The following is an 18,069-nucleotide window of genomic DNA, read 5'->3' as shown; positions in this document are numbered from 1 at the left end:
AACACTCGAAAACGGCTAAAGCCTGGAGCTTGCACAACTTTACCGGGTGCTTCAATGGCCAAGTGACAGTTTTAAGTAATGGCCTTTTGCCTAAGCATTTGTAAGACATGACCCACGTCAAACTTCTCGCAAGGAAGCGCCGAACGGACAGAAAAAACCCCGGTACTTATTGCCAGTGAGTGCTATTTTTTAAGCTTCACCGTCAGGACTATTGATGGACCTGACGCCCTTGCCGCGAGCTAAAGGAAGTGCTCAATGAACAAGGTTGGCAACATGAACAAAGTGACGTTCCCCAATGCATGCCAGTTGATGCGCTGGCACTTTCACCCGGTTGGCTTTGAAGGCAGCATGGACGCGCCTGGCAGCATGATCGCGCGATTGTTTGACCGAGAGAGTGGCGAAACCCTGATTGCCATCGCCGGCATTCCTTGCGCCACGGTGATGAACGCCACGGATGTGGAGCGGATTATCGAGGCAATCGAGGCTGAGCTGGACTCGTTTGTGCGCCCGCAACTGCGGCAGGCCTGAACTGCGTAGGGGCTGCTTCGCTTCGCGAGGCAGCTCCTACAGGGATCTAACGGCGGCGGTCATCGAAGAACGCCTTGCTCCCCACCACCCGATCCGACGCCTTCGGCGCATTCGTGCCCTGGCCATCCTGCCCTTCGACATACCAATAGCAATGGCTCACCGCCCGGGTAATCCCGACATAGGCCAGGCGCAGCACCTCGTCTTTTTGCGCATTGTCATAGGGCTCGGCATCACCGTCCTTGCCCAGGCCGGCCATACGGTACACCTGGTTCTTGTACGGCGAGCGGGTCAGGTGTTGGCAATCGCCGAGCAGAAACACCGCATCCGCCTGTAGGCCCTTGGCACTGTGGTAGGTCAGTTGCTTGAGGCGACGCATGGCGGGCGGTAAGCTAGAATCAAGATTAACTACAGATTGAATATGCTCTTGAATCAATAACTTATCACTACCTTTTCGATACAACATCAATACCGATTCGCCACGCTGATAGTGCGCCAGCAACTGCTGGGCCAAGGCTGCCTCGTCGCGATCAAGCACCTGTACCGGCACCAATGCCCGATCTACGCCGCTGGCCTTGGCCTTTTTGCCGCTGATCGCCGGTGCGGCTTTAACGATGTGTTCGGCAGCATCGATGATGTGCTGGTGACTACGAAAGTTCTCCCCGAGCATCACCCTAGTGGTGGCCGGTGACGGGAACTCCTTGTTGAACTCCATGAAGTATTTGGGCGAGCTGCCGCGCCAGCCATAGATCGACTGCCAGTCATCACCCACGCAGAGCAGCGAGGAATGCTGGGCACCGCGCCCCACATGCATCGCCGGCCCACGACTGCGGATTTCGCGCAGGCTGGCGCGGATCCACGAGACGATCTGCGGCGAGACATCCTGGAATTCGTCGATCATCAAGTGCGACAGCGGGCGCAACAGCCCATCGTTGAGCAACTTGAGGTTTTCCGGGGTGTTCTCGCCAAACAGCGAAAACATGCGGTTATAGGTCATGATCGGCGGCGACTGGTCCAGCAGGTGATCTTCCAGGGCCTTCCAGAAAATACCCAGGGCCTCGAAGAAGCCGCGATCCGGGTCATCCTTGGCAAAGCTCATCTGGCCCACAGCCGTGGGCACGTCCAGGCCGAGGTTTTCGATAAACCCGGCGGCGGTGACGAAACAATCCAGCAGCGGCGCCGAAGCCAGTTCACCCTTGACCTTGTAATCAAACCCCGGCCCCGAGGTGGTATCTGCGGCCAGGCTGCTCAACAGGCGCCTGGATGACTCGTAGCTATCTATCCATATCAATGGCTTACGACAGAAAGCTTGAAACAAGGTGCGCTTGACCGCCCATTCCGCGCGTACCGACAGCTTGGCCCCGGGGCGAGCAATCTGCGGGTTTTCCCGGGAGTCGAAACCCAACACCACCCAGGCATCCAGTTCGGCGCAGTAGCCATGGCAATGGAACGACGCACCATTGATTTCAACGCTCTGGCGGTTTGGCTCGATGCCCTGGATCGGCCATGCGCCGGCGCGCAACCACAGGTCCTCGATCACATCGCACAGCTCTTCGTCGCGCTTGGCTGCCAACTCGGTAACCGCCACGCGCTTTTGTACATCCGGGTGGTCGCGCTCCAGCTCCTTGAGCTGCAGGGCGTGGCGGGCCATGGGCGTCATCAGCTCGCGAAAGCGCGCATGCCGGCCATGGAGCCCGTGATAACAGGCGTTGAGTTGCTGGCGTTGGGCATCGTTGATGCGCAGGTCGAAGGGGTTGCTATCGGCCTCCTCGTCGTAAGTGCCGTGGTGCAGGTTCTCGAACGCCTGCAACCGCTCAAAGCCCGGCAGGCTGCGGACCATGGGCAGGATGCGCGAGTGAAAGGTGCGCACCACAGCCTGGGCTTCTTTCAAACCAAGGGGTTGGCCCCACAGCTGGAGAATCTGCATGAGCTTGTTGATGAAGTCCTTGCGCGATTCACGGGTGAAGGTCACCACGGTCATGGAGCTCAGCTCAAAGCCCAGGTAATGCGTCAGCAGCAGGATCCGCAGGACCAGCGACGTGGACTTGCCGGCACCGGCACCGGCAATCACCGAAGTGGACGGGGTGTCGCTGAAGATCATCTTCCACTGGGCTGCGCTGGGCTGCGCATGAGCCGGTAGCAGGCGCGCCACATCGGCCTTGATACGTTTTTTCAGCTCCGCCGTCAGTGGCAGGCGCCAATCGTCGAACAGGCTGTCGTCGACACCCGGGGCGCGATGCTCATCGCTGCGATAGTCACGGATCAACAGGACCTGGCGCCCTTCCTCGATGCCATCGCGCCTGCCCTCCTGGTAGCCATACTCCACGCCCGCCTCATGCCCACTGCGAAAACCGTCGGCTTGGCCATGCAGCCACGAAAAACGATGCTGGGCCCGCAGGCGCGTTAAACCATGGCCAAACAGCCGGGCAGCCAGGCGCTTGAATAGCGGCATTTGCGCCAGCGGGCGCAGTTCGGGGGGCAGATCGGGGGTGTGTTGCGGCACGCGGACTCCTGCGGGGGCTTGAGCGGACAGAGACGCTATGGTCGCCGGAAACCTCCGACAGTTCCAGCCAATTGCTTTGGCTTCATGTGGTTAGGCGATGAAGTGAAGATCGGGTCGAGTTCTCGCGACTACAAACCAATCGAATAATTTGATTGAAATAAGGCATTTTTTACGCTTTTTATCGATGATGCCCTGATAGAAGATAGGCCCATCAACAGGAGACGATCATGCTTGAACTTCGACCTTTTACCTCCCTGGGCGGTGCCAATCACGGTTGGCTGGATGCCCATCACCACTTTTCATTCGCTGAGTACCATGACCCTGAGCGTATGCACTGGGGCAACCTGCGGGTGTGGAACGACGACATCATCGCGCCCGGTACCGGTTTCCCCCAGCATCCGCACCGGGATATGGAAATCATCACCTATGTACGTGAAGGTGCCATCAGCCACGCGGACAACCTGGGCAACAAAGGCCGCACCGAGGCTGGCGACGTACAGGTAATGAGCGCGGGCACCGGGATAGCCCACAGTGAATACAACCTGGAAGCCACGGCAACCAAGATTTTCCAGATCTGGATCATTCCCAATGAAGCGGGTTTGCCCCCTTCCTGGGGTGCCAAGCCGTTTCCCAAGGGCGAGCGCGAAGGCTTCGTGACCTTGGCCAGCGGCAAGCACGGCGACAATCAAAGCCTGCGGATCCGTGCCGACGCGCGCCTGGTGGCGGCCAACCTGAAGGCCGGGGAAAGTGCCGAGTATCACCTGGATGCAGGACGCCGCGCGTATCTGGTGCCGGCCACTGGGGTGATCGATGTGAATGGCTTGCGAGCGCAGGCGCGGGACGGCGTTGCGGTAGAGGATGAACGCGTGCTGCGAGTGACCGCGCTCGAAGACAGCGAAGTGGTGCTGGTGGACCTGGCCTGATCCCAAGCCAGGCACTAAACAAACTGTGGGAGCGGGCTTGCCCGCGATGGCGTTGGGTCAGTTACCGATTCATTGACTGATCCACCGCCATCGCGGGCAAGCCCGCTCCCACATTTTTTACAACTGTGTGTCAGTTCGGGGTGATGGCGCCGTCCACCAACACCTGCGCCTCTTCCACCAGGCGCTTGAGGTGATCTTCGCCAATGAAGCTCTCGGCATAGATCTTGTAGATATCCTCGGTGCCCGATGGCCGTGCGGCAAACCAGCCGTTTTCGGTCATGACTTTCAACCCGCCAATCGCCTGGTAGTTACCCGGTGCATGGCTGAGGATCTGCTGGATGCTTTCCCCGGCCAACTGCGTGGACGTGACCTGCGCCGGCGCCAGCTTGCCCAGTAGCGCCTTCTGCGCCGGCGTGGCCTTGGCATCCACACGAATGGCGAAGGGTTCGCCCAGGGCGTCGGTCAGGCCACGGTAGATCTGGCTTGGGTCCTGGCCTTTGCGCGAGGTCATTTCCGCGGCCAGCAAGGCCGGGATCAAGCCATCCTTGTCCGTGCTCCAGACAGTGCCATCCTTGCGCAAAAACGAAGCCCCCGCGCTTTCTTCGCCGCCAAAGCCCAGCGAGCCTTCGAACAGGCCATCGGCAAACCACTTGAAGCCCACCGGCACTTCGTAAAGGCGCCGGCCAATGCGCGCGGCCACGCGGTCGATCAAGCCACTGCTGACCACGGTCTTGCCAACGGCAGCATCGGCACGCCACTGGGGACGGTTCTGGAACAGGTAGTCGATGGACACGGCCAGGTAGTTGTTCGGCGCCAACAGCCCGCCCGACGGGGTAACGATGCCGTGACGGTCGTGGTCCGGGTCGCAGGCAAATGCCACGTCGAAGCGGTCCTTGAGGCCGATCAGGCCTTGCATCGCATAGCTGGAGGATGGGTCCATGCGAATCTGGCCGTCCCAATCCACGCTCATGAAGCGGAAAGTCGGGTCGACTTCGGTGTTCACCACTTCCAGGTTCAAACGGTAGTGCTCGGCGATGGCCGACCAGTAGCGCACCCCGGCTCCGCCCAGCGGATCCACGCCCAGGCGCAGATCGGCACTGCGGATGGCGTCCATGTCGATCACATTGATCAGGTCGGCCACGTAGGTGTTGAGGTAGTCATGGCGGTGGGTGGTGTCGGCTTTCAACGCCTGCGCGTGGGTAATGCGCTTGACCCCGGCCAGTTTGGCCGCCAGCAGCTCGTTGGCCTTGGCCTCGATCCACTTGGTGACATGGGTATCGGCCGGGCCACCGTTGGGCGGGTTGTACTTATAGCCGCCGCTCTGGGGCGGGTTGTGGGACGGGGTGATGACAATGCCATCCGCCAGCCCGCTGGTGCGGCCACGGTTGTAGCAGATGATGGCGTGAGAAATCGCCGGGGTGGGTGTGTATTCATCGCCCTCGGCGAGCATTACATGCACGCCGTTGGCCGCCAGTACTTCCAGCGCACTGGCGCCCGCCGGGGTGGACAGCGCATGGGTGTCGAGGCCGACAAACAGCGGGCCATTGATACCTTGCGCCTCGCGGTACAGGCAAATGGCCTGACTGATGGCGAGCACGTGCCATTCGTTGAAGCTCAAGTCAAAAGAGCTGCCACGGTGCCCGGAGGTACCAAATGCCACGCGCTGAGTGGAGATTGCTGCATCGGGCTGGCCGGTGTAATAGGCCGTTACCAGTCGCGGGATGTCCACCAGCAATTGAGCCGGTGCCGGTTTGCCCGCAAAAGGACTGAGAGTCATGCAAAAACCTCTGAAAAGAAGGATTCGGAAAAGGAATGCAGTTTACTGGGAGTTCGACCGCCATGCGACGGTATCTATCCCACAATAATTAGGGATATTTCCCGCAACACCAAATCATCCATTCTGCCCCTGCTTGAGTGCCCGCGCCAACTCTTCCAGGACCAGGTCCAGGCTATGGTGGGAGCTGAACACATGACTCAAACGAAAGTGCTGCTGGTACAGGCCACTGACACTGAACAACTCACCAGGGGCGATCACCACCTGGCGCGCCAGCATGTTCTGGAATACCCGGCGCATATCCACAGCCTCGGTCGAGCGCAACCAATAGGTGGCGCCTGCCTGGGGCTGGCGGTATGTCACGCGCTCGCCCAGATGCTGCTCCAGACGCTTGTGCATCGCTGCCGCGTGTTCCTTGAGCAGTGCGCGCAGCTCCAGCAAGTGCTGGTCCAGGCGGCCATTGTGGTCCAGCCGGGCAATCGCCCGCTGGCGAATGGACGACAAACGAAACGCGCGCAACAGGAACTGGCGCTGCAATTGCGTGCTCATGTGCCGCGACAGCAGGTAACCATAGGGCGCTTCCGGGCCCATGAGTTTCTCGAAGGTAGAAAACACCATCAACCGCTCAGGATTCACCAGGTCCCGCAAGTAGCCGGCGCACGCCTCGAATTCCAAGCCGCCATGGATGTCGTTCTCCAGCAGCCAACAGCCATGTTGCTCCAGCAACCCTGCCAGTTGCGCCTGCTCGGCCAGGGTCAAGGCTTTGCCGGTGGCCAGGCCGGGGGTCGAGGATAACAATGCCAGTTGCACGCCCTCGCTACGCAACTGCTGCTCCAGATACGCAAGGTCCAGCCGTCCCTGCTCGTTGCACGGCCACTCGATCACCCGCACTTCGGCGTCTTGCAGCAGCCGCAGCACGAGCCAGTCACACGGCGACTCCACCAGCACCGCCGCCCCTTTGAGGGCCAGGACTTCGATCAGGATGGCCAGCACGCCCCGCAGGTCAGCGCCGATATAGACGTCATCCGCTTGCCAGCATCGTGTAGGCGAACGGGTGTAGCGCGCCGCCAAAGCCGCACGCAGCTCCCAGATACCACAGGGCTGGGAATAGGGCTGCAACTGGCGCGGGTACTGGCGCACCAGCTCACGCTCCAGTTGCAGCAATGGGCCGTCCAAGGACAGCAGTTGCGCCGGCTCATCGGCACTGAGCACCAACATCCCCGGCCTGCGCGCCCCGGCATACAGGCGCTCGAGCAAATCACCGGCGGTGCAGCACGGGGTGGTGCTGGCAATGGGCAAGGCGTAGTAGCCGGACTTGGCCACCGAGTACACCCTGCCCTCCTTTTCCAGCAGCGAATAAGCGTATTGAATGGTGGAAATCGACACGCTCAAACGCTCGGCCAGGTGTCGCAACGACGGCAGCTTGACCCTCGCCTCACCGCCCACTTCATTGATCAGGTTGATCATGTAGCGATACACGGCCTGATAGGCGAAGTCTGCCTGTTTGTCCTCACTCATGACGTTTTCTGCCGTCGCACACCCACCTTCAGCGTCCTGGCACGCCGTGCGGCCCTGTGACCGGCTCCTCGCTGTTGATGCAGGCGGCATTGGCCGCCACATCGTTGCGGTACAAATGCTGCAACAACGCCAGCGGCAAACCGCTGGTATCGACGATCCAATGCTGGATCAATTCGGCCGACGCCTTGCCCTCCAGGGCTTTGTGCAGTTCGGGCAGCGCCACCAGCATGCCGGGGTGGCAGCGGCGCAAGAACGCTTCCAGCCGCTGGCCTTGTTGGATAAACGGTGAAAACAACAGGCAGACCAATTGGCTTTCTTCCAGGCCAAAAAACTCACGCGCATAGGTCGTCGCCAGCATGCGCCCGTCCGGAGTACCGGCTTGGGCAATCAGCAGTTCGGGGATTCTTTTGCGGCGCATAAAACCGATGGCCTGTTCGATAAACCCCCTGACACCCTGCTGATAGTCAATGCCCAGCAACACTTCGGCGTGCAGGCCATGCATGTGCGCCATCATCAATGGGTTGGCGTAGGCCGGGGTGCTGAACTGAAAGGCAAACTCATCTTGCTTGTAACCCATGAAATCGTTGAGCAATGCGGTGCAGTCCAGCTCCCCGGTGCATAACAGGTCGGCGACGCCGATGTAGGCCAGGTGGCGATGCACTTCCTTGGAAGATGCATCCTGTGCCGCATAGTGCTCGCCATACACATCGCGGTAATAGCCAACGCTGCAATCGTCCATGCGAGTAAACAGGGCGGTGAGCGCCAGGGGCCGGCCAGAGTGACCTTTCATGCCCGCCGCGCGGGTAGTCTTGACCAGCCACGCCAGGTATTGGTTTTGCTTGCGCGGCGAATCACTGCTGACCAGGGCGTGTACCCCACCGTCCCAGGCGGTAATGCGCCGATAGAAATCCCCCAGGGACAAGTAGCCGTCGTTACACAGGCTAGTGCGAATATCCCCGCAACTCCTATGCCCGACCATCAACATATTGCGCCGGCCGATATCCTGCCCAGTTGTCGAAGCCGGACGCAGGTGGTTGAAGGGCAAGACCTCCTGGTTTTCCACCATCATCAGCTCGACCCGGGGGTCGTCATGGAAAAACAATGCGCTGTAGCCACGATGAATGCTGTCCAGCGCGGCTTGCGTCATTCCCGTATGCCGCAGGGTTGCGACGCGCAACTGGAAACTCCTCGGAGCCCGGCCGGCGATGGTCAATTGGGCGGCACGCAGGAAGGCCAATGCATAACTGCTGCCTCTGCCGCCCCCATGGGCGACCAATACTTTGTAGTCACCGATCTGTTCGATGCCGCCTGCCGCCACAATCAACCGCTGAATCAATAATTGAAGTGCAGTTCGCTCCGCTCGCGAGAAGTAGCCCTGTAAGCGTTGCAATACTTGCTGGTAAACATAATTCATGGCTTGTTCGTGAATAGCGCTCATAGCTTTACTACCTGAAGTTAACTGTCAGTTCCGGGCAAGCAGTTAGGCGTGCCTGTCCGTCCTGCGGTTTGCTTGGAGTTGGCGCCTGTTGCGACTAAGGCTGATAGCTAAATGTTAGCACCGCACAACAAAGCGCCAGTCGGAACATCCCTGCGAAGATGCCATCAGCTGTTGAAGAAAGCCCCTACACCGGCCTGTTGGCCAGCCTAGGAACGGTCTTACAGCTTCCTAGTGGAATTTAACTCAGACAATCAAGAATGGTCTGACATATACAGCGCAGGGAAACTACCGGATTTAGTTCGCACTCTATCTACCGACCAACATCCTTTGCCCGGCATACAAGGCGACTTACTAGTTACAGCGAACCGCTGTTGTGATTTGTTTTCTGCAATCATTGCTCAGTCCTTGAGATGAAAGTGACCGGGCAATTATCAGCGCTTGCTTGATGATTAAAAGATACAGACTCAGCGTAAAAACCAGTGCAGATCAACAGCTTGGCACTTGTTGCGGGGCCCACGCAAAATGCCGCGGCTCTGGGATTCAGGGCGGCGGCGGCTTAAAAGGCAGGTTTTACAGGGGGGAAACGGTGACAGTCCTGGTGCCAAGGGCGTAGGTACTGTCCTTTCAAATGGCGTATTTGCCCCATGGGCAGCGTAGGCGGAATGTCCGATTACGAACATTCCCACAGATCAAACGGCTTCAACCTGCAACGCCACCCGCTCGCGACATGGGCATTCGTCCATATAGCGGTGTGCATCGACAAATTCGCTGAAGGCAAATACCCGGGTCTTGAGAGGTATCAGCAGCCCGTCGGCAGTCAATTGGTTGATCTCACGTAGCGCCCGTTGCAGCGCAGCCTGGTCCTGGGCGATGCCCAGCTCCGGCTTGCCAGTGAAGTTGCCGATGCAGTGCACAAAGAACTGGATGTTCTTCTGGAACGCGGCGCAGGCCGGGAATGGCGTCTGGTTGCCGCCTTGCAGGCCATACAACACCAGGCTGCCACGTGGCGCGAGCACATCGCCCAGCAGCGACATCTGCGGGCCACCCAGGCCGTCGAACACCACATCCACGCCGCGCCCATCGGTGAACTTGTTGATTTGCATCAGCAAGTCCTGCTCTTCGGTGACGATGACCTTTTCGGCGCCCAGGGACAGCAGGTACTCGCGCTCGTCCGGTGATTTGGTGGCCGCGATCACCCGCACCCCCAGGGCCTTGCCCAATTGCACGAACGAAGGCCCGGCACAATGGCTGGCATCGGTGACCAGCGCGAACTGCCCAGGCTTGGCCCGCGCCAGGTCGATATAGGCAAAGTAGGCAATCAACAGTGGCGTGTAATGCACGCTGGCCTGCACCGGGCTCAACACGTCCGGGTAACGGGTCAGGGCCGAACGGGGCAGCACAATCAACTCGCCATATACCGGGTAATCATTGGGGCTTTCGGCCGGGAAGCTAGCGACCTTGTCGCCCACCGCCAGGTCCTCGACGCCCTCGCCAAGCGCCACGACCACGCCGGCCATTTCATGGCCAAGACCGGAAGGCAGCCGGGCGTGGGACGACGCCAGGTTCTGGCGCCAGAGAATGTCGTACCAACTGATGCCAATCGCCTCGACACGCACCTGCACTTCGCCCGGTGCGGGCAACGTGGCTTCATGCTCTTCGCACTTGAGCACCTCGGCCGGACCAAACTTGTGAAAACGGATCGTGCGGGACATCGCAAACCTCGCCAAAGTAACCTCTAATGCCATGAACTTTATCTGGGCTTTCGGGGCAAGGCCACCGGTCGCCATTAATAGTCGTCATGTCTGTCATTGATTCCACCGCCTAGGAAAAAACACCAGGCAGCGTAGGAAATCTGAATTAGCCGGTGCAGAGTACCAGCCTTTCCCCGTAAGATTCACGCCGGCCATTGTTATCATGTGGCCGTTCACGTCAAGTTCGCTGAATCTGCCAGGACACAAGATGAACCGTAACGACCTGCGTCGTGTCGACCTGAACCTGTTGATCGTATTCGAAACCTTGATGCACGAGCGCAGTGTGACCCGCGCGGCCGAGAAATTGTTCCTCGGCCAGCCGGCCATCAGCGCTGCCTTGTCGCGCTTGCGCGGGCTGTTCGATGACCCGCTGTTTGTGCGGACCGGGCGCAGCATGGAGCCCACGGCCCGAGCCGTGGAGATTTTCGCCCTGCTGTCGCCGGCCCTGGATTCGATTTCCACCGCCGTCAGCCGCGCCGCCGAGTTCGACCCGGCCACCAGCACCGCAGTGTTTCGCATCGGCCTGTCGGACGACGTCGAGTTCGCCCTGCTGCCGCCACTGCTCAAGCGCCTGCGCGCCGAAGCGCCGGGCATCGTGCTAGTGATCCGTCGCGTCAACTACATCCTGATGCCGGGCCTGCTGGCCTCCGGGGAGATCTCCATTGGCGTCAGCTACACCGCCGACCTGCCGGCCAACGCCAAGCGCAAACTGCTGCGCCGCAGCCTGCCCAAACTGCTGCGCGCCGACAGCGTACCCGGCGCCCTGAGCCTGGACGACTTCTGCGCCCGCCCCCACGCCCTGGTCTCGTTTGCCGGCGATCTCAGCGGGTTTATTGATGAAGAGCTGGAGAAACTTGACCGCAAACGCCATGTGGTGCTCGCGGTCCCGCAATTCAACGGCCTGGGCACTCTACTGGCCGGCACCGACATCCTGGCGACCGTCCCCGACTACACCGCCGAAGCCCTGACCGCCGCCGGCGGCCTGCGCGCCGAAGACCCGCCGTTGCCGGTGCGCAGCTTTGAACTGCACATGGCGTGGCGCGGCTCCCAGGATAATGATCCGGGGGAGCGGTGGTTGCGGTCGCGGATTCAGATGTTCTTTGGCGACCCCGATAGCCTGTAATGCAATTCCACTAAACTCCACAAAAGCGTTTTATAACAACGAGTTATTGATAATTTAAGTCTACTTCCGTCCGTCTAAATCCGATGGATTCCACGACTCATAGGGGCATAACTGGGGGCAAATTCCGGTTCCTTAAAAGGATGCCCCCACCGATGCCCCAGATAATGCGGTTGTTTTCAAACGAAAACTCAGCGATGCCTTGATCCGCTCGCTGACCGAACCCAGCAAACACGCCGATGGCGAAGTCCCTGGGCTCTACGTGGAGGTAAGGGCGTCGAGCAAGGTCGGCAAATCCCCTTCCAAGGTTTGGCGATTGAAGTATCGCCTGCAAACCGCTTCTCCATCGGCGCTTACCCCGACATTGGTCTCAAGGAGGCGCGCGACATTGCCCGCGGCGCACGCCACGATCATTACCGAGCTGCGCCGCCAGCGCACACTGGCGATGGCCCGGCGCGTGCGCACCATCATCCGCGCCGTCCTGGGGTTTGCTGAAGGGCGCGGCTGGATTGATCGCAACGTAGCGCTCAGCAACATTGAGGAATTGAAGATCCGCCATGTCGTCACCAGCAATCCGGCGATCGAACGGCCGGCCGATCTAGGCAGGTTTCTTCTACGCCTTGATGACTGCAACGACGGCAGCGTTGCCACCGCAATGCGCCTGCTGGTCATGTTACCGGTCCGCCCAGGCGAACTGGTTCAGATGCGCTGGGTAGATGTCGACTGGGTGGGCGCCGATTGGCGTTATGTGGTGAGCAAGACCAAACACCTGGACAAGAGCAAACACATAGTGCCGTTGCCTGAGCAAGCCTTGGTTCTGTTACGCGAGCTACATAGAATTCGCGTGGTGGATGAAGAAGGCAAAGGCTGGGTGTTCGTCTCACCGGTTTACTTACCGAAAGACTTAACAGACATCTGAAGAGGCGCGGGAGCTGTGCAGGTTAATCAGATAAGTCTCGTTATCGCGAAAGTCAGCAGGGCAGATCCGGTACTAACTGAACACACGGCTTTCTGGCGTTTTGCGCAGGGGCGTTCGTAAGTTTCCGTTTCTAATAGCCCCCCGCTCCACGAGTTCAAGCATCCGCAGGCCTATGAGTAAAAAAGAAAAACAGCAGACCTGATATCGCCAGGCATGCCAGGCCTGCGCAGATCATGACGAGACCAAAGCCACCCGCCATCGCTGACCTGTAAAGATCGACAACCCAGGGCTGAGTCGACGGAAAAACATGGTCCACTATCGCTCGCCGAGCCAAATTAGCTGCATGACTTGGCCCACTGTCTTGTATTTCAACAGTAAGCCTATTGACCGCATAAACACTCATGGTGCTACCTAAAATAGCGATTCCCAAAGCCATTCCGGTCTGCCTCAAGGCGTTCATTGTCGCGGATGCAATGCCGGCTCGTTCAGGCGGGACGCAGCCCATGACCATCATGCCGGTTGCGGGTACTGATAACCCTGTTCCAAAACCCAGTACGGCAAGGATCAATCCAATCCCGAGATAGGGAGTCCATGGATTGAAAACGACCATGGCGCACAAGGCCAGACCTATCAGCGCATAACCTGTGACCATCAGGAACTTCATCGAGAACCGCGCCACGAATCGCCCGAAAAACAAGGAGGCCAGTGCCATCATGACGAACTGCGGCATTAGTTTCCAACCAGTAATCTCCGGGCTGCTCCCCTGTACTTGCTGGAGAAAAAGGGACAAAAAGAAGAGGCTGCTGTAACTGGAGAAGCCGAGAATAAACGACGCCAGATTGGCCAGCACCAGCGGGCGACTACGGAATAATTTGATCGGAAACAGAGGCCGTTCGACGCGCAACTCAACCCATACGAATGCGATGAAGCCCACTGCGGCAGTAAGCAAAGGGATTAAAACCCTATCGGGCGAACTGCCATGTTCCCCGATTCCAATGAGGCCATAGCTGAGGGCCCCCAGCCATAGCATGCTAAGCGCCTGCCCTGCTGGATCGAACGCCGCGTGATCGAGATGCTTGCGCTCGGGAATACCATACGCACCCAGCACAGTTGCCAGAATGCCAAGCGGGACATTGACCAGGAAAATGCTCTGCCACCCGACACGCTCGACCAATATCCCCCCCACTAACGGCCCGCAAATCAACGCGAGTGCGCTAAAAGCGGACCACCCGCCAATCGCCCGCGCCCGTTGGCCGGGATCAGGGAATGCGTGAGCCAGAATCGGCATTGCCCCCGGTATAAGCATAGCGCCGGCAACGCCTTGGACAGCTCGCCCCCACAAAAGCATCGGCAGTTGGCTAGCTAGCGAGCAGATGACCGATCCAACCACAAAGAGCAAAACGCTACCAAGCCAAACCCGTTTGTGCCCATAGCGATCACCAAGAGGTCCGGCAGATAGCATCACCGCGGACAATGCGACTGCGTAGATGTTGACGACCCATTGAAGACCCGCCAAGTCAGTTTGTAACGCTGTCTGAAGGGTAGGCAGTGCGACGTTGACGATGCTGATGTCCAGCGTCGCGAGAAATGTTCCGAGATAGGCGGCAGCGACCAAGGCGTGAATTCGATATTTGCGCATCGGAGTCCAATTTACGTTAAGGAACTTACCTTGATCCTATCCACTGACTGACAGTCAGTCAATAAGAAGACTTCGCTTGATGCCGTCGCCAAGATACAATTGACCGACCGATAGTCAGGGCTGAAAGGCTCGTACAGATGCCTCTTCCTCTCCTAGCCAGTCAACTTTTACGCAGGGCCCCAAACAGCGATGAAATATAAGAAAAGCCAAGTCGAGCCACCCACCTCGAAAACGCCGCGAACCAAGCCTGCGCACATACGCCTCGATGAACTGATGGCCGCCGCAGAAACGCTGTTTTTAGCGCAGGGCGTCGAAGCCACTACCATTGACGGGATCGCCGAACTGGCGCAGGTAGCGAAGGGTACTTTTTATATTTACTTTTCTTCCAAAAATGAGTTGCTTGAAGCGATGGGGCAACGTTACACCGCGCAGTTCCTGCGTCGTCTTGAGGAAGAGGTGGATAAGTGCGCTCCCGGAGATTGGCTGGCGCGCCTGCGCACCTGGATCCATACAAACGTTATTGCCTATGTCGAAACGTATAGAACGCACGACATCGTTTACACAAACCACCATCACCACAATCGTAGCAATCAAGAAAAAAATGCCATCCTGGAACAGTTGCAAGACATTCTGCTGGGAGGCAATGAAGCAGGCACCTGGCGATTTGATCAGCCCCGAATCACGGCCTTGATAATCTATGCCGGCGTGCATGGGGTCACCGATGATGCGATCGCTAATGAGGGCACCGATTGTGAGCAATTTGCTCGTGATGTTACCTCCGTGTGCCTTCGCCTGATTAACGTGGCTGAGGAGTCCAACTGAAAGCCCGGCCGCTGATGTTGAAAATCAGTGGCAAGCGTTATCTCCAAAGCGGCACCTATCGACTCCGCTTTAACCCCGGTGCCGCCTCTTCCCTGACCTTGCGGAACGTTACGTGATCCTTTTATCGGCGTCAGTGGCGTTTTTCCGCCCAGGCGATTCAGGTTCGTCGCTGCGTCCGCCCCCATATCCAGCGTCAATTCGTTGTTCTCGTGCCCGTCGGGCGTTGCAGCGATCCGCGTTAACTCCAGTCCTCGCCGATTCGCTGTAATCGCGACCTACATTAACGCTCGTCCCAGGCTCAAGGCGCAGCACTTGCCTGCGTACCACTTCGCCTTCTTCGGTAGAACTCACAAAAGCCGCGGATCCTGTGTTGCCCCCTTCATTTCCTGCGACCCAAAAAAACTCATAAACGCCTTGTTGACTGACCGGCAGTCATGAGTTAATAATTCTCATTAAGGATTAATCTGGAGTTCAAGGAATGACGTCGACACAGGTAATTGTGCTGCTGAAGGAAATAGGGTTACCGCCCGAGCTGCTCGCGTCAGCCGCCGGTGACTGGAGGCTGCGCACTGATCTGGGCCTGAGCTCGGCGGAAACGCTGGAGCTACAACTGATGCTGGAGCAGTTGGGATGTGGCGGATTTTCGCTTTGGGATACGCATGACCATACCTTGCGAGAGCTTGAGCGACTGATCGAGTCAGCACACGCAACTGACGGCCCTCGTGCCGGGGGTACGAAATGACTCCTCATCCTGCATCACTGAACGAACAGTTGGCCGTGGTCCTAAACAAGGGCGGAGATGCACCTGCTTTAATTGCCGATGACGAAATTGTTTCCTATGCGCAATTGAAGTCGCGAGTTGCCTCTACAGCCGCACGGCTGCGAGCCCTAAGCATCTCGAAAGGCGATCATGTCGCGTTTCAGTTACCCAACTGCGCCGATGCTGTCATCTTGATGCTTGCGACGCTGATAACCGGCGCGGCTCCAGTGCCACTCCTTCCCGCCTATCGCGAACAAGAATTGCGCCACGTCCTGAAAATGGTCAAGCCTCGTGTCATGGCCATGACCAAAGGTAACCGTCGCTTCAGCGCAGTGGGTGTGGCCAGCACTGTCAGTCGTGAAGAAGGTTTGGACGTGGTGCTGGGTCTTATTGATGAGCCTGACAACGGCGACAATTCAGACTGGCTAGCGCTCAGGGAATTCTGCTCAGCGTCATGTGACAACGCGTCAGCGCATGAACTGCGCGCGACACAGATGGGTGCAGAAGATACAGCGATGATGCTGCTGTCGAGCGGGACGACAGGACTCCCGAAGCCCATCGCTAGAAAAAACGCAGGCTACAGCTACATGATCGCTGAAGCTTGCCGGGTATTCGAACTCAGTCACTCCTCCTCCTATCTGGCGGTGCTGCCCATATCTCACGGTTTTGTCATCAACTGCCCAGGCATTCTCGGCACCCTCCTTTGCGGGGGAACCGTGGTTCTGTCCCCGGACACGTCCGCGCAAACGGCTTTGAGACTGATCACAAACCATGAAGTAACACATTCGACGCTGGTTCCAGCATTACTGGCCCAGTGGCTTGATCGAGTGAATCAGCAAGGGATTGCACCTCAGACATTAAGGCACATTCAAGTCGGTGGGTCGCGCCTGCCTGCTGATCTCGCAGCCCTTGCTGAATCAAGGTTAGGGATGCGTATCCAGCAGTGCTACGGGATGAGCGAAGGGCTTCTTTGCTTCACCCGCGGGACTGATTCGGACAGCGTCCGATTCAACTCACAGGGCCGCCCGTTGTCCGAGCAAGATGAGGTCCTGATTGTGGACAGCGACGGCACGCCGGTCCCGCCTGGCCAATCAGGTGAATTAATCACCCGCGGCCCCTACACCATATCTTCGTATTTCAACAATCCGCTGGCGACTTCCCGCGCCTTCACGCAAGACGGGTATTACCGAACCGGCGACATGGCCCACCTTGATTCGGCGGGCAACGTCTATATCGATGGGCGACTGACCGACTCTATCAATCGCGGTGGAGAAAAATTCAGCCCGGAAGAGATTGAAGCGCTTACTAAACAGCACGCGAAGATCCAGGACGTCGCGGTGGTGGGTATATCCGACCAGCGCTTCGGCGAAGTGCCTTGCCTGTTTGCCGTAGTGCACGAAGGAGAACAGCTTTCGTTATCCGAAGTCCGACGGCACCTGGAGATTGTTGGTATAGCGCAATTCAAACTGCCGGAGAGGCTAGTCCTGATAGAGGCGATTCCGCGCAAAGGCATCGGCAAAATTGACCGCGCGTCTCTACGCGCTCAAATCTACGGCGAGCGCCAAAGCGAAGCACAAGCATCCGGGTCGGGTGAGCTATGAAGCTCATACAAGCCCAGGCCGAAGGTGCCATTAGATTTAGCTTCGCGGCCTCAGTGCCTGTGCGACATCAACTGGTTGTGTTCCCTCACGCTGGCGGTAGTTCCGAGTTCTATAGAGCGTGGCGAGACCACCTGCCTGCGGACGTGGACCTCGTAATAATGCAATACCCTCAACCAGGCACGAGCAACGCGACAGTGAACTGGAGCGACCCACACGCAGCTATCCAACGCTGCATGAGGGGGTTGGCCAGTCTTCTTGGCATCGCGCCCACCACACTCTTTGGGCACAGCATGGGCGCCTTGCTCGCACTGCATATAGCGTCTTCCCTGGCATCGTCGAGATTCAGGGTGGCTCAACTCATCCTGTCGTCTCAGATGGCACCGGTGTCGCTGCAGACAATCCTTCAATCACAGCAGGATGTCGACCAGCTTGCAGAGCGTGCGATGGGGCTTGGCGAAGTGCCCGAGTTGAGCACCTCCGCTGACACCGCTCAGACGGTTGTTGCTTCAGCTGTTCGTCAAGACCTGGCGCTTCTTCAAAAGCTTGCGAAGTTGCCGGTGGGTGACTTACCCACGACCCGCCTATTCGCGGGCGACAACGATCCGTTGATCGACAGAAAGCAGTTCTTCGAGTGGTCTCAATTGCTGCCCAAACATCCAGTGCTAGAGGTTTTTCCAGGCGGGCACTTCTACTTTCTCGGCAATGAGCCGTTGGTAGTGGACACCATCCTGGGCCCCTCTCGTACGGCGTGACCTCTACGTTCATTCAATCCAAAC

At 58.4% G+C, this 18,069-nt stretch carries 13 protein-coding genes and 1 pseudogene; 8 read left to right on the top strand and 6 right to left on the bottom strand.

All coding sequences use genetic code 11. The annotated features are described in order from the left end of the window. Positions 1-255 precede the first annotated feature (255 nt). A complete protein-coding gene (locus ACO77H_RS14195; RefSeq protein WP_169951551.1) occupies positions 256-528 on the top strand; it encodes a DUF1652 domain-containing protein in 273 nt (90 codons plus the stop codon). A gap of 46 nt (positions 529-574) precedes the next feature. On the opposite strand, the gene ACO77H_RS14190 is transcribed toward ACO77H_RS14195, so the two are convergent. Continuing rightward, positions 575-3,028 carry a UvrD-helicase domain-containing protein gene (locus ACO77H_RS14190; RefSeq protein WP_432755724.1) on the bottom strand — a complete coding sequence of 818 codons (2,454 nt, stop codon included), beginning with the start codon at positions 3,026-3,028 and terminating at the stop codon, positions 575-577. Positions 3,029-3,255: 227 nt separating this feature from the next. On the opposite strand from ACO77H_RS14190, the gene ACO77H_RS14185 reads away from it, so the two are divergent. Next, on the top strand, positions 3,256-3,951 hold the full coding sequence (locus ACO77H_RS14185) for a pirin family protein (protein ID WP_432755723.1): 696 nt from the start codon (positions 3,256-3,258) through the stop codon (positions 3,949-3,951). Between the two features lie 130 nt (positions 3,952-4,081). Here ACO77H_RS14185 and pgm read toward each other — a convergent pair whose 3' ends face one another. From pgm to ACO77H_RS14165, 4 genes are all read right to left on the bottom strand, one after another. After that, complete coding sequence (pgm, locus tag ACO77H_RS14180) at positions 4,082-5,728, bottom strand: phosphoglucomutase (alpha-D-glucose-1,6-bisphosphate-dependent) (RefSeq protein WP_432755722.1); 1,647 nt, start codon at positions 5,726-5,728, stop codon at positions 4,082-4,084. Positions 5,729-5,842: 114 nt separating this feature from the next. Next, on the bottom strand, positions 5,843-7,243 hold the full coding sequence (locus tag ACO77H_RS14175) for a PLP-dependent aminotransferase family protein (RefSeq protein ID WP_170041439.1): 1,401 nt from the start codon (positions 7,241-7,243) through the stop codon (positions 5,843-5,845). A 28-nt stretch (positions 7,244-7,271) separates the two neighbouring features. Next, complete coding sequence (locus ACO77H_RS14170; protein WP_262381361.1) at positions 7,272-8,681, bottom strand: hypothetical protein; 1,410 nt, start codon at positions 8,679-8,681, stop codon at positions 7,272-7,274. 689 nt (positions 8,682-9,370) lie between these two features. Beyond that, on the bottom strand, positions 9,371-10,393 hold the full coding sequence (locus ACO77H_RS14165) for a zinc-dependent alcohol dehydrogenase family protein (protein ID WP_169951539.1): 1,023 nt from the start codon (positions 10,391-10,393) through the stop codon (positions 9,371-9,373). Between the two features lie 247 nt (positions 10,394-10,640). On the opposite strand from ACO77H_RS14165, the gene ACO77H_RS14160 reads away from it, so the two are divergent. Both ACO77H_RS14160 and ACO77H_RS14155 read left to right on the top strand, forming a co-directional pair. After that, positions 10,641-11,555 (top strand): LysR family transcriptional regulator, encoded by a 915-nt coding sequence (locus ACO77H_RS14160; protein WP_262376887.1) that lies wholly within the window; start codon positions 10,641-10,643, stop codon positions 11,553-11,555. Between the two features lie 211 nt (positions 11,556-11,766). Beyond that, positions 11,767-12,444 (top strand): annotated as a pseudogene (locus tag ACO77H_RS14155) (tyrosine-type recombinase/integrase); the annotation flags it as partial. 181 nt (positions 12,445-12,625) lie between these two features. On the opposite strand, the gene ACO77H_RS14150 reads toward ACO77H_RS14155, so the two are convergent. After that, entirely contained in the window at positions 12,626-14,110 is a 1,485-nt protein-coding gene (locus ACO77H_RS14150; RefSeq protein WP_432755721.1) for a DHA2 family efflux MFS transporter permease subunit, read from the bottom strand. A 189-nt stretch (positions 14,111-14,299) separates the two neighbouring features. Between ACO77H_RS14150 and ACO77H_RS14145 the strand changes: the two genes are divergently transcribed. From ACO77H_RS14145 to ACO77H_RS14130, 4 genes are all read left to right on the top strand, one after another. Beyond that, positions 14,300-14,932 (top strand): TetR/AcrR family transcriptional regulator, encoded by a 633-nt coding sequence (locus ACO77H_RS14145; RefSeq protein ID WP_169951535.1) that lies wholly within the window; start codon positions 14,300-14,302, stop codon positions 14,930-14,932. A gap of 478 nt (positions 14,933-15,410) precedes the next feature. Beyond that, positions 15,411-15,674: a hypothetical protein gene (locus ACO77H_RS14140; protein ID WP_170041442.1), complete on the top strand. Its 264-nt coding sequence runs from the start codon at positions 15,411-15,413 to the stop codon at positions 15,672-15,674. Continuing rightward, complete coding sequence (locus ACO77H_RS14135; protein ID WP_432755720.1) at positions 15,671-17,293, top strand: AMP-binding protein; 1,623 nt, start codon at positions 15,671-15,673, stop codon at positions 17,291-17,293. Before ACO77H_RS14140 ends, ACO77H_RS14135 begins: the two co-directional genes overlap by 4 nt. Next, positions 17,290-18,045 carry a thioesterase II family protein gene (locus ACO77H_RS14130; RefSeq protein ID WP_170041444.1) on the top strand — a complete coding sequence of 252 codons (756 nt, stop codon included), beginning with the start codon at positions 17,290-17,292 and terminating at the stop codon, positions 18,043-18,045. Before ACO77H_RS14135 ends, ACO77H_RS14130 begins: the two co-directional genes overlap by 4 nt. The last annotated feature ends 24 nt before the right edge of the window (positions 18,046-18,069 follow it).

It is taken from the genome of Pseudomonas sp. WMBT8 (assembly GCF_050916005.1).
Classification (GTDB): domain Bacteria; phylum Pseudomonadota; class Gammaproteobacteria; order Pseudomonadales; family Pseudomonadaceae; genus Aquipseudomonas.
Note: the sequence above shows the minus strand (reverse complement) of the source record. Positions and strands in the feature narration are given on the sequence as shown.

Bases quoted from the DNA above. Each gene is read 5' to 3' on its own strand.
- ACO77H_RS14195 (WP_169951551.1), top strand. From the start codon at position 256: ATGAACAAGGTTGGCAACATGAACAAAGTGACGTTCCCCAATGCATGC.
- ACO77H_RS14185 (WP_432755723.1), top strand. From the start codon at position 3,256: ATGCTTGAACTTCGACCTTTTACCTCCCTGGGCGGTGCCAATCACGGT.
- pgm (WP_432755722.1), bottom strand. From the start codon at position 5,728: ATGACTCTCAGTCCTTTTGCGGGCAAACCGGCACCGGCTCAATTGCTG.
- ACO77H_RS14175 (WP_170041439.1), bottom strand. From the start codon at position 7,243: ATGAGTGAGGACAAACAGGCAGACTTCGCCTATCAGGCCGTGTATCGC.
- ACO77H_RS14170 (WP_262381361.1), bottom strand. From the start codon at position 8,681: ATGAGCGCTATTCACGAACAAGCCATGAATTATGTTTACCAGCAAGTA.
- ACO77H_RS14165 (WP_169951539.1), bottom strand. From the start codon at position 10,393: ATGTCCCGCACGATCCGTTTTCACAAGTTTGGTCCGGCCGAGGTGCTC.
- ACO77H_RS14160 (WP_262376887.1), top strand. From the start codon at position 10,641: ATGAACCGTAACGACCTGCGTCGTGTCGACCTGAACCTGTTGATCGTA.
- ACO77H_RS14150 (WP_432755721.1), bottom strand. From the start codon at position 14,110: ATGCGCAAATATCGAATTCACGCCTTGGTCGCTGCCGCCTATCTCGGA.
- ACO77H_RS14145 (WP_169951535.1), top strand. From the start codon at position 14,300: ATGAAATATAAGAAAAGCCAAGTCGAGCCACCCACCTCGAAAACGCCG.
- ACO77H_RS14140 (WP_170041442.1), top strand. From the start codon at position 15,411: ATGACGTCGACACAGGTAATTGTGCTGCTGAAGGAAATAGGGTTACCG.
- ACO77H_RS14135 (WP_432755720.1), top strand. From the start codon at position 15,671: ATGACTCCTCATCCTGCATCACTGAACGAACAGTTGGCCGTGGTCCTA.
- ACO77H_RS14130 (WP_170041444.1), top strand. From the start codon at position 17,290: ATGAAGCTCATACAAGCCCAGGCCGAAGGTGCCATTAGATTTAGCTTC.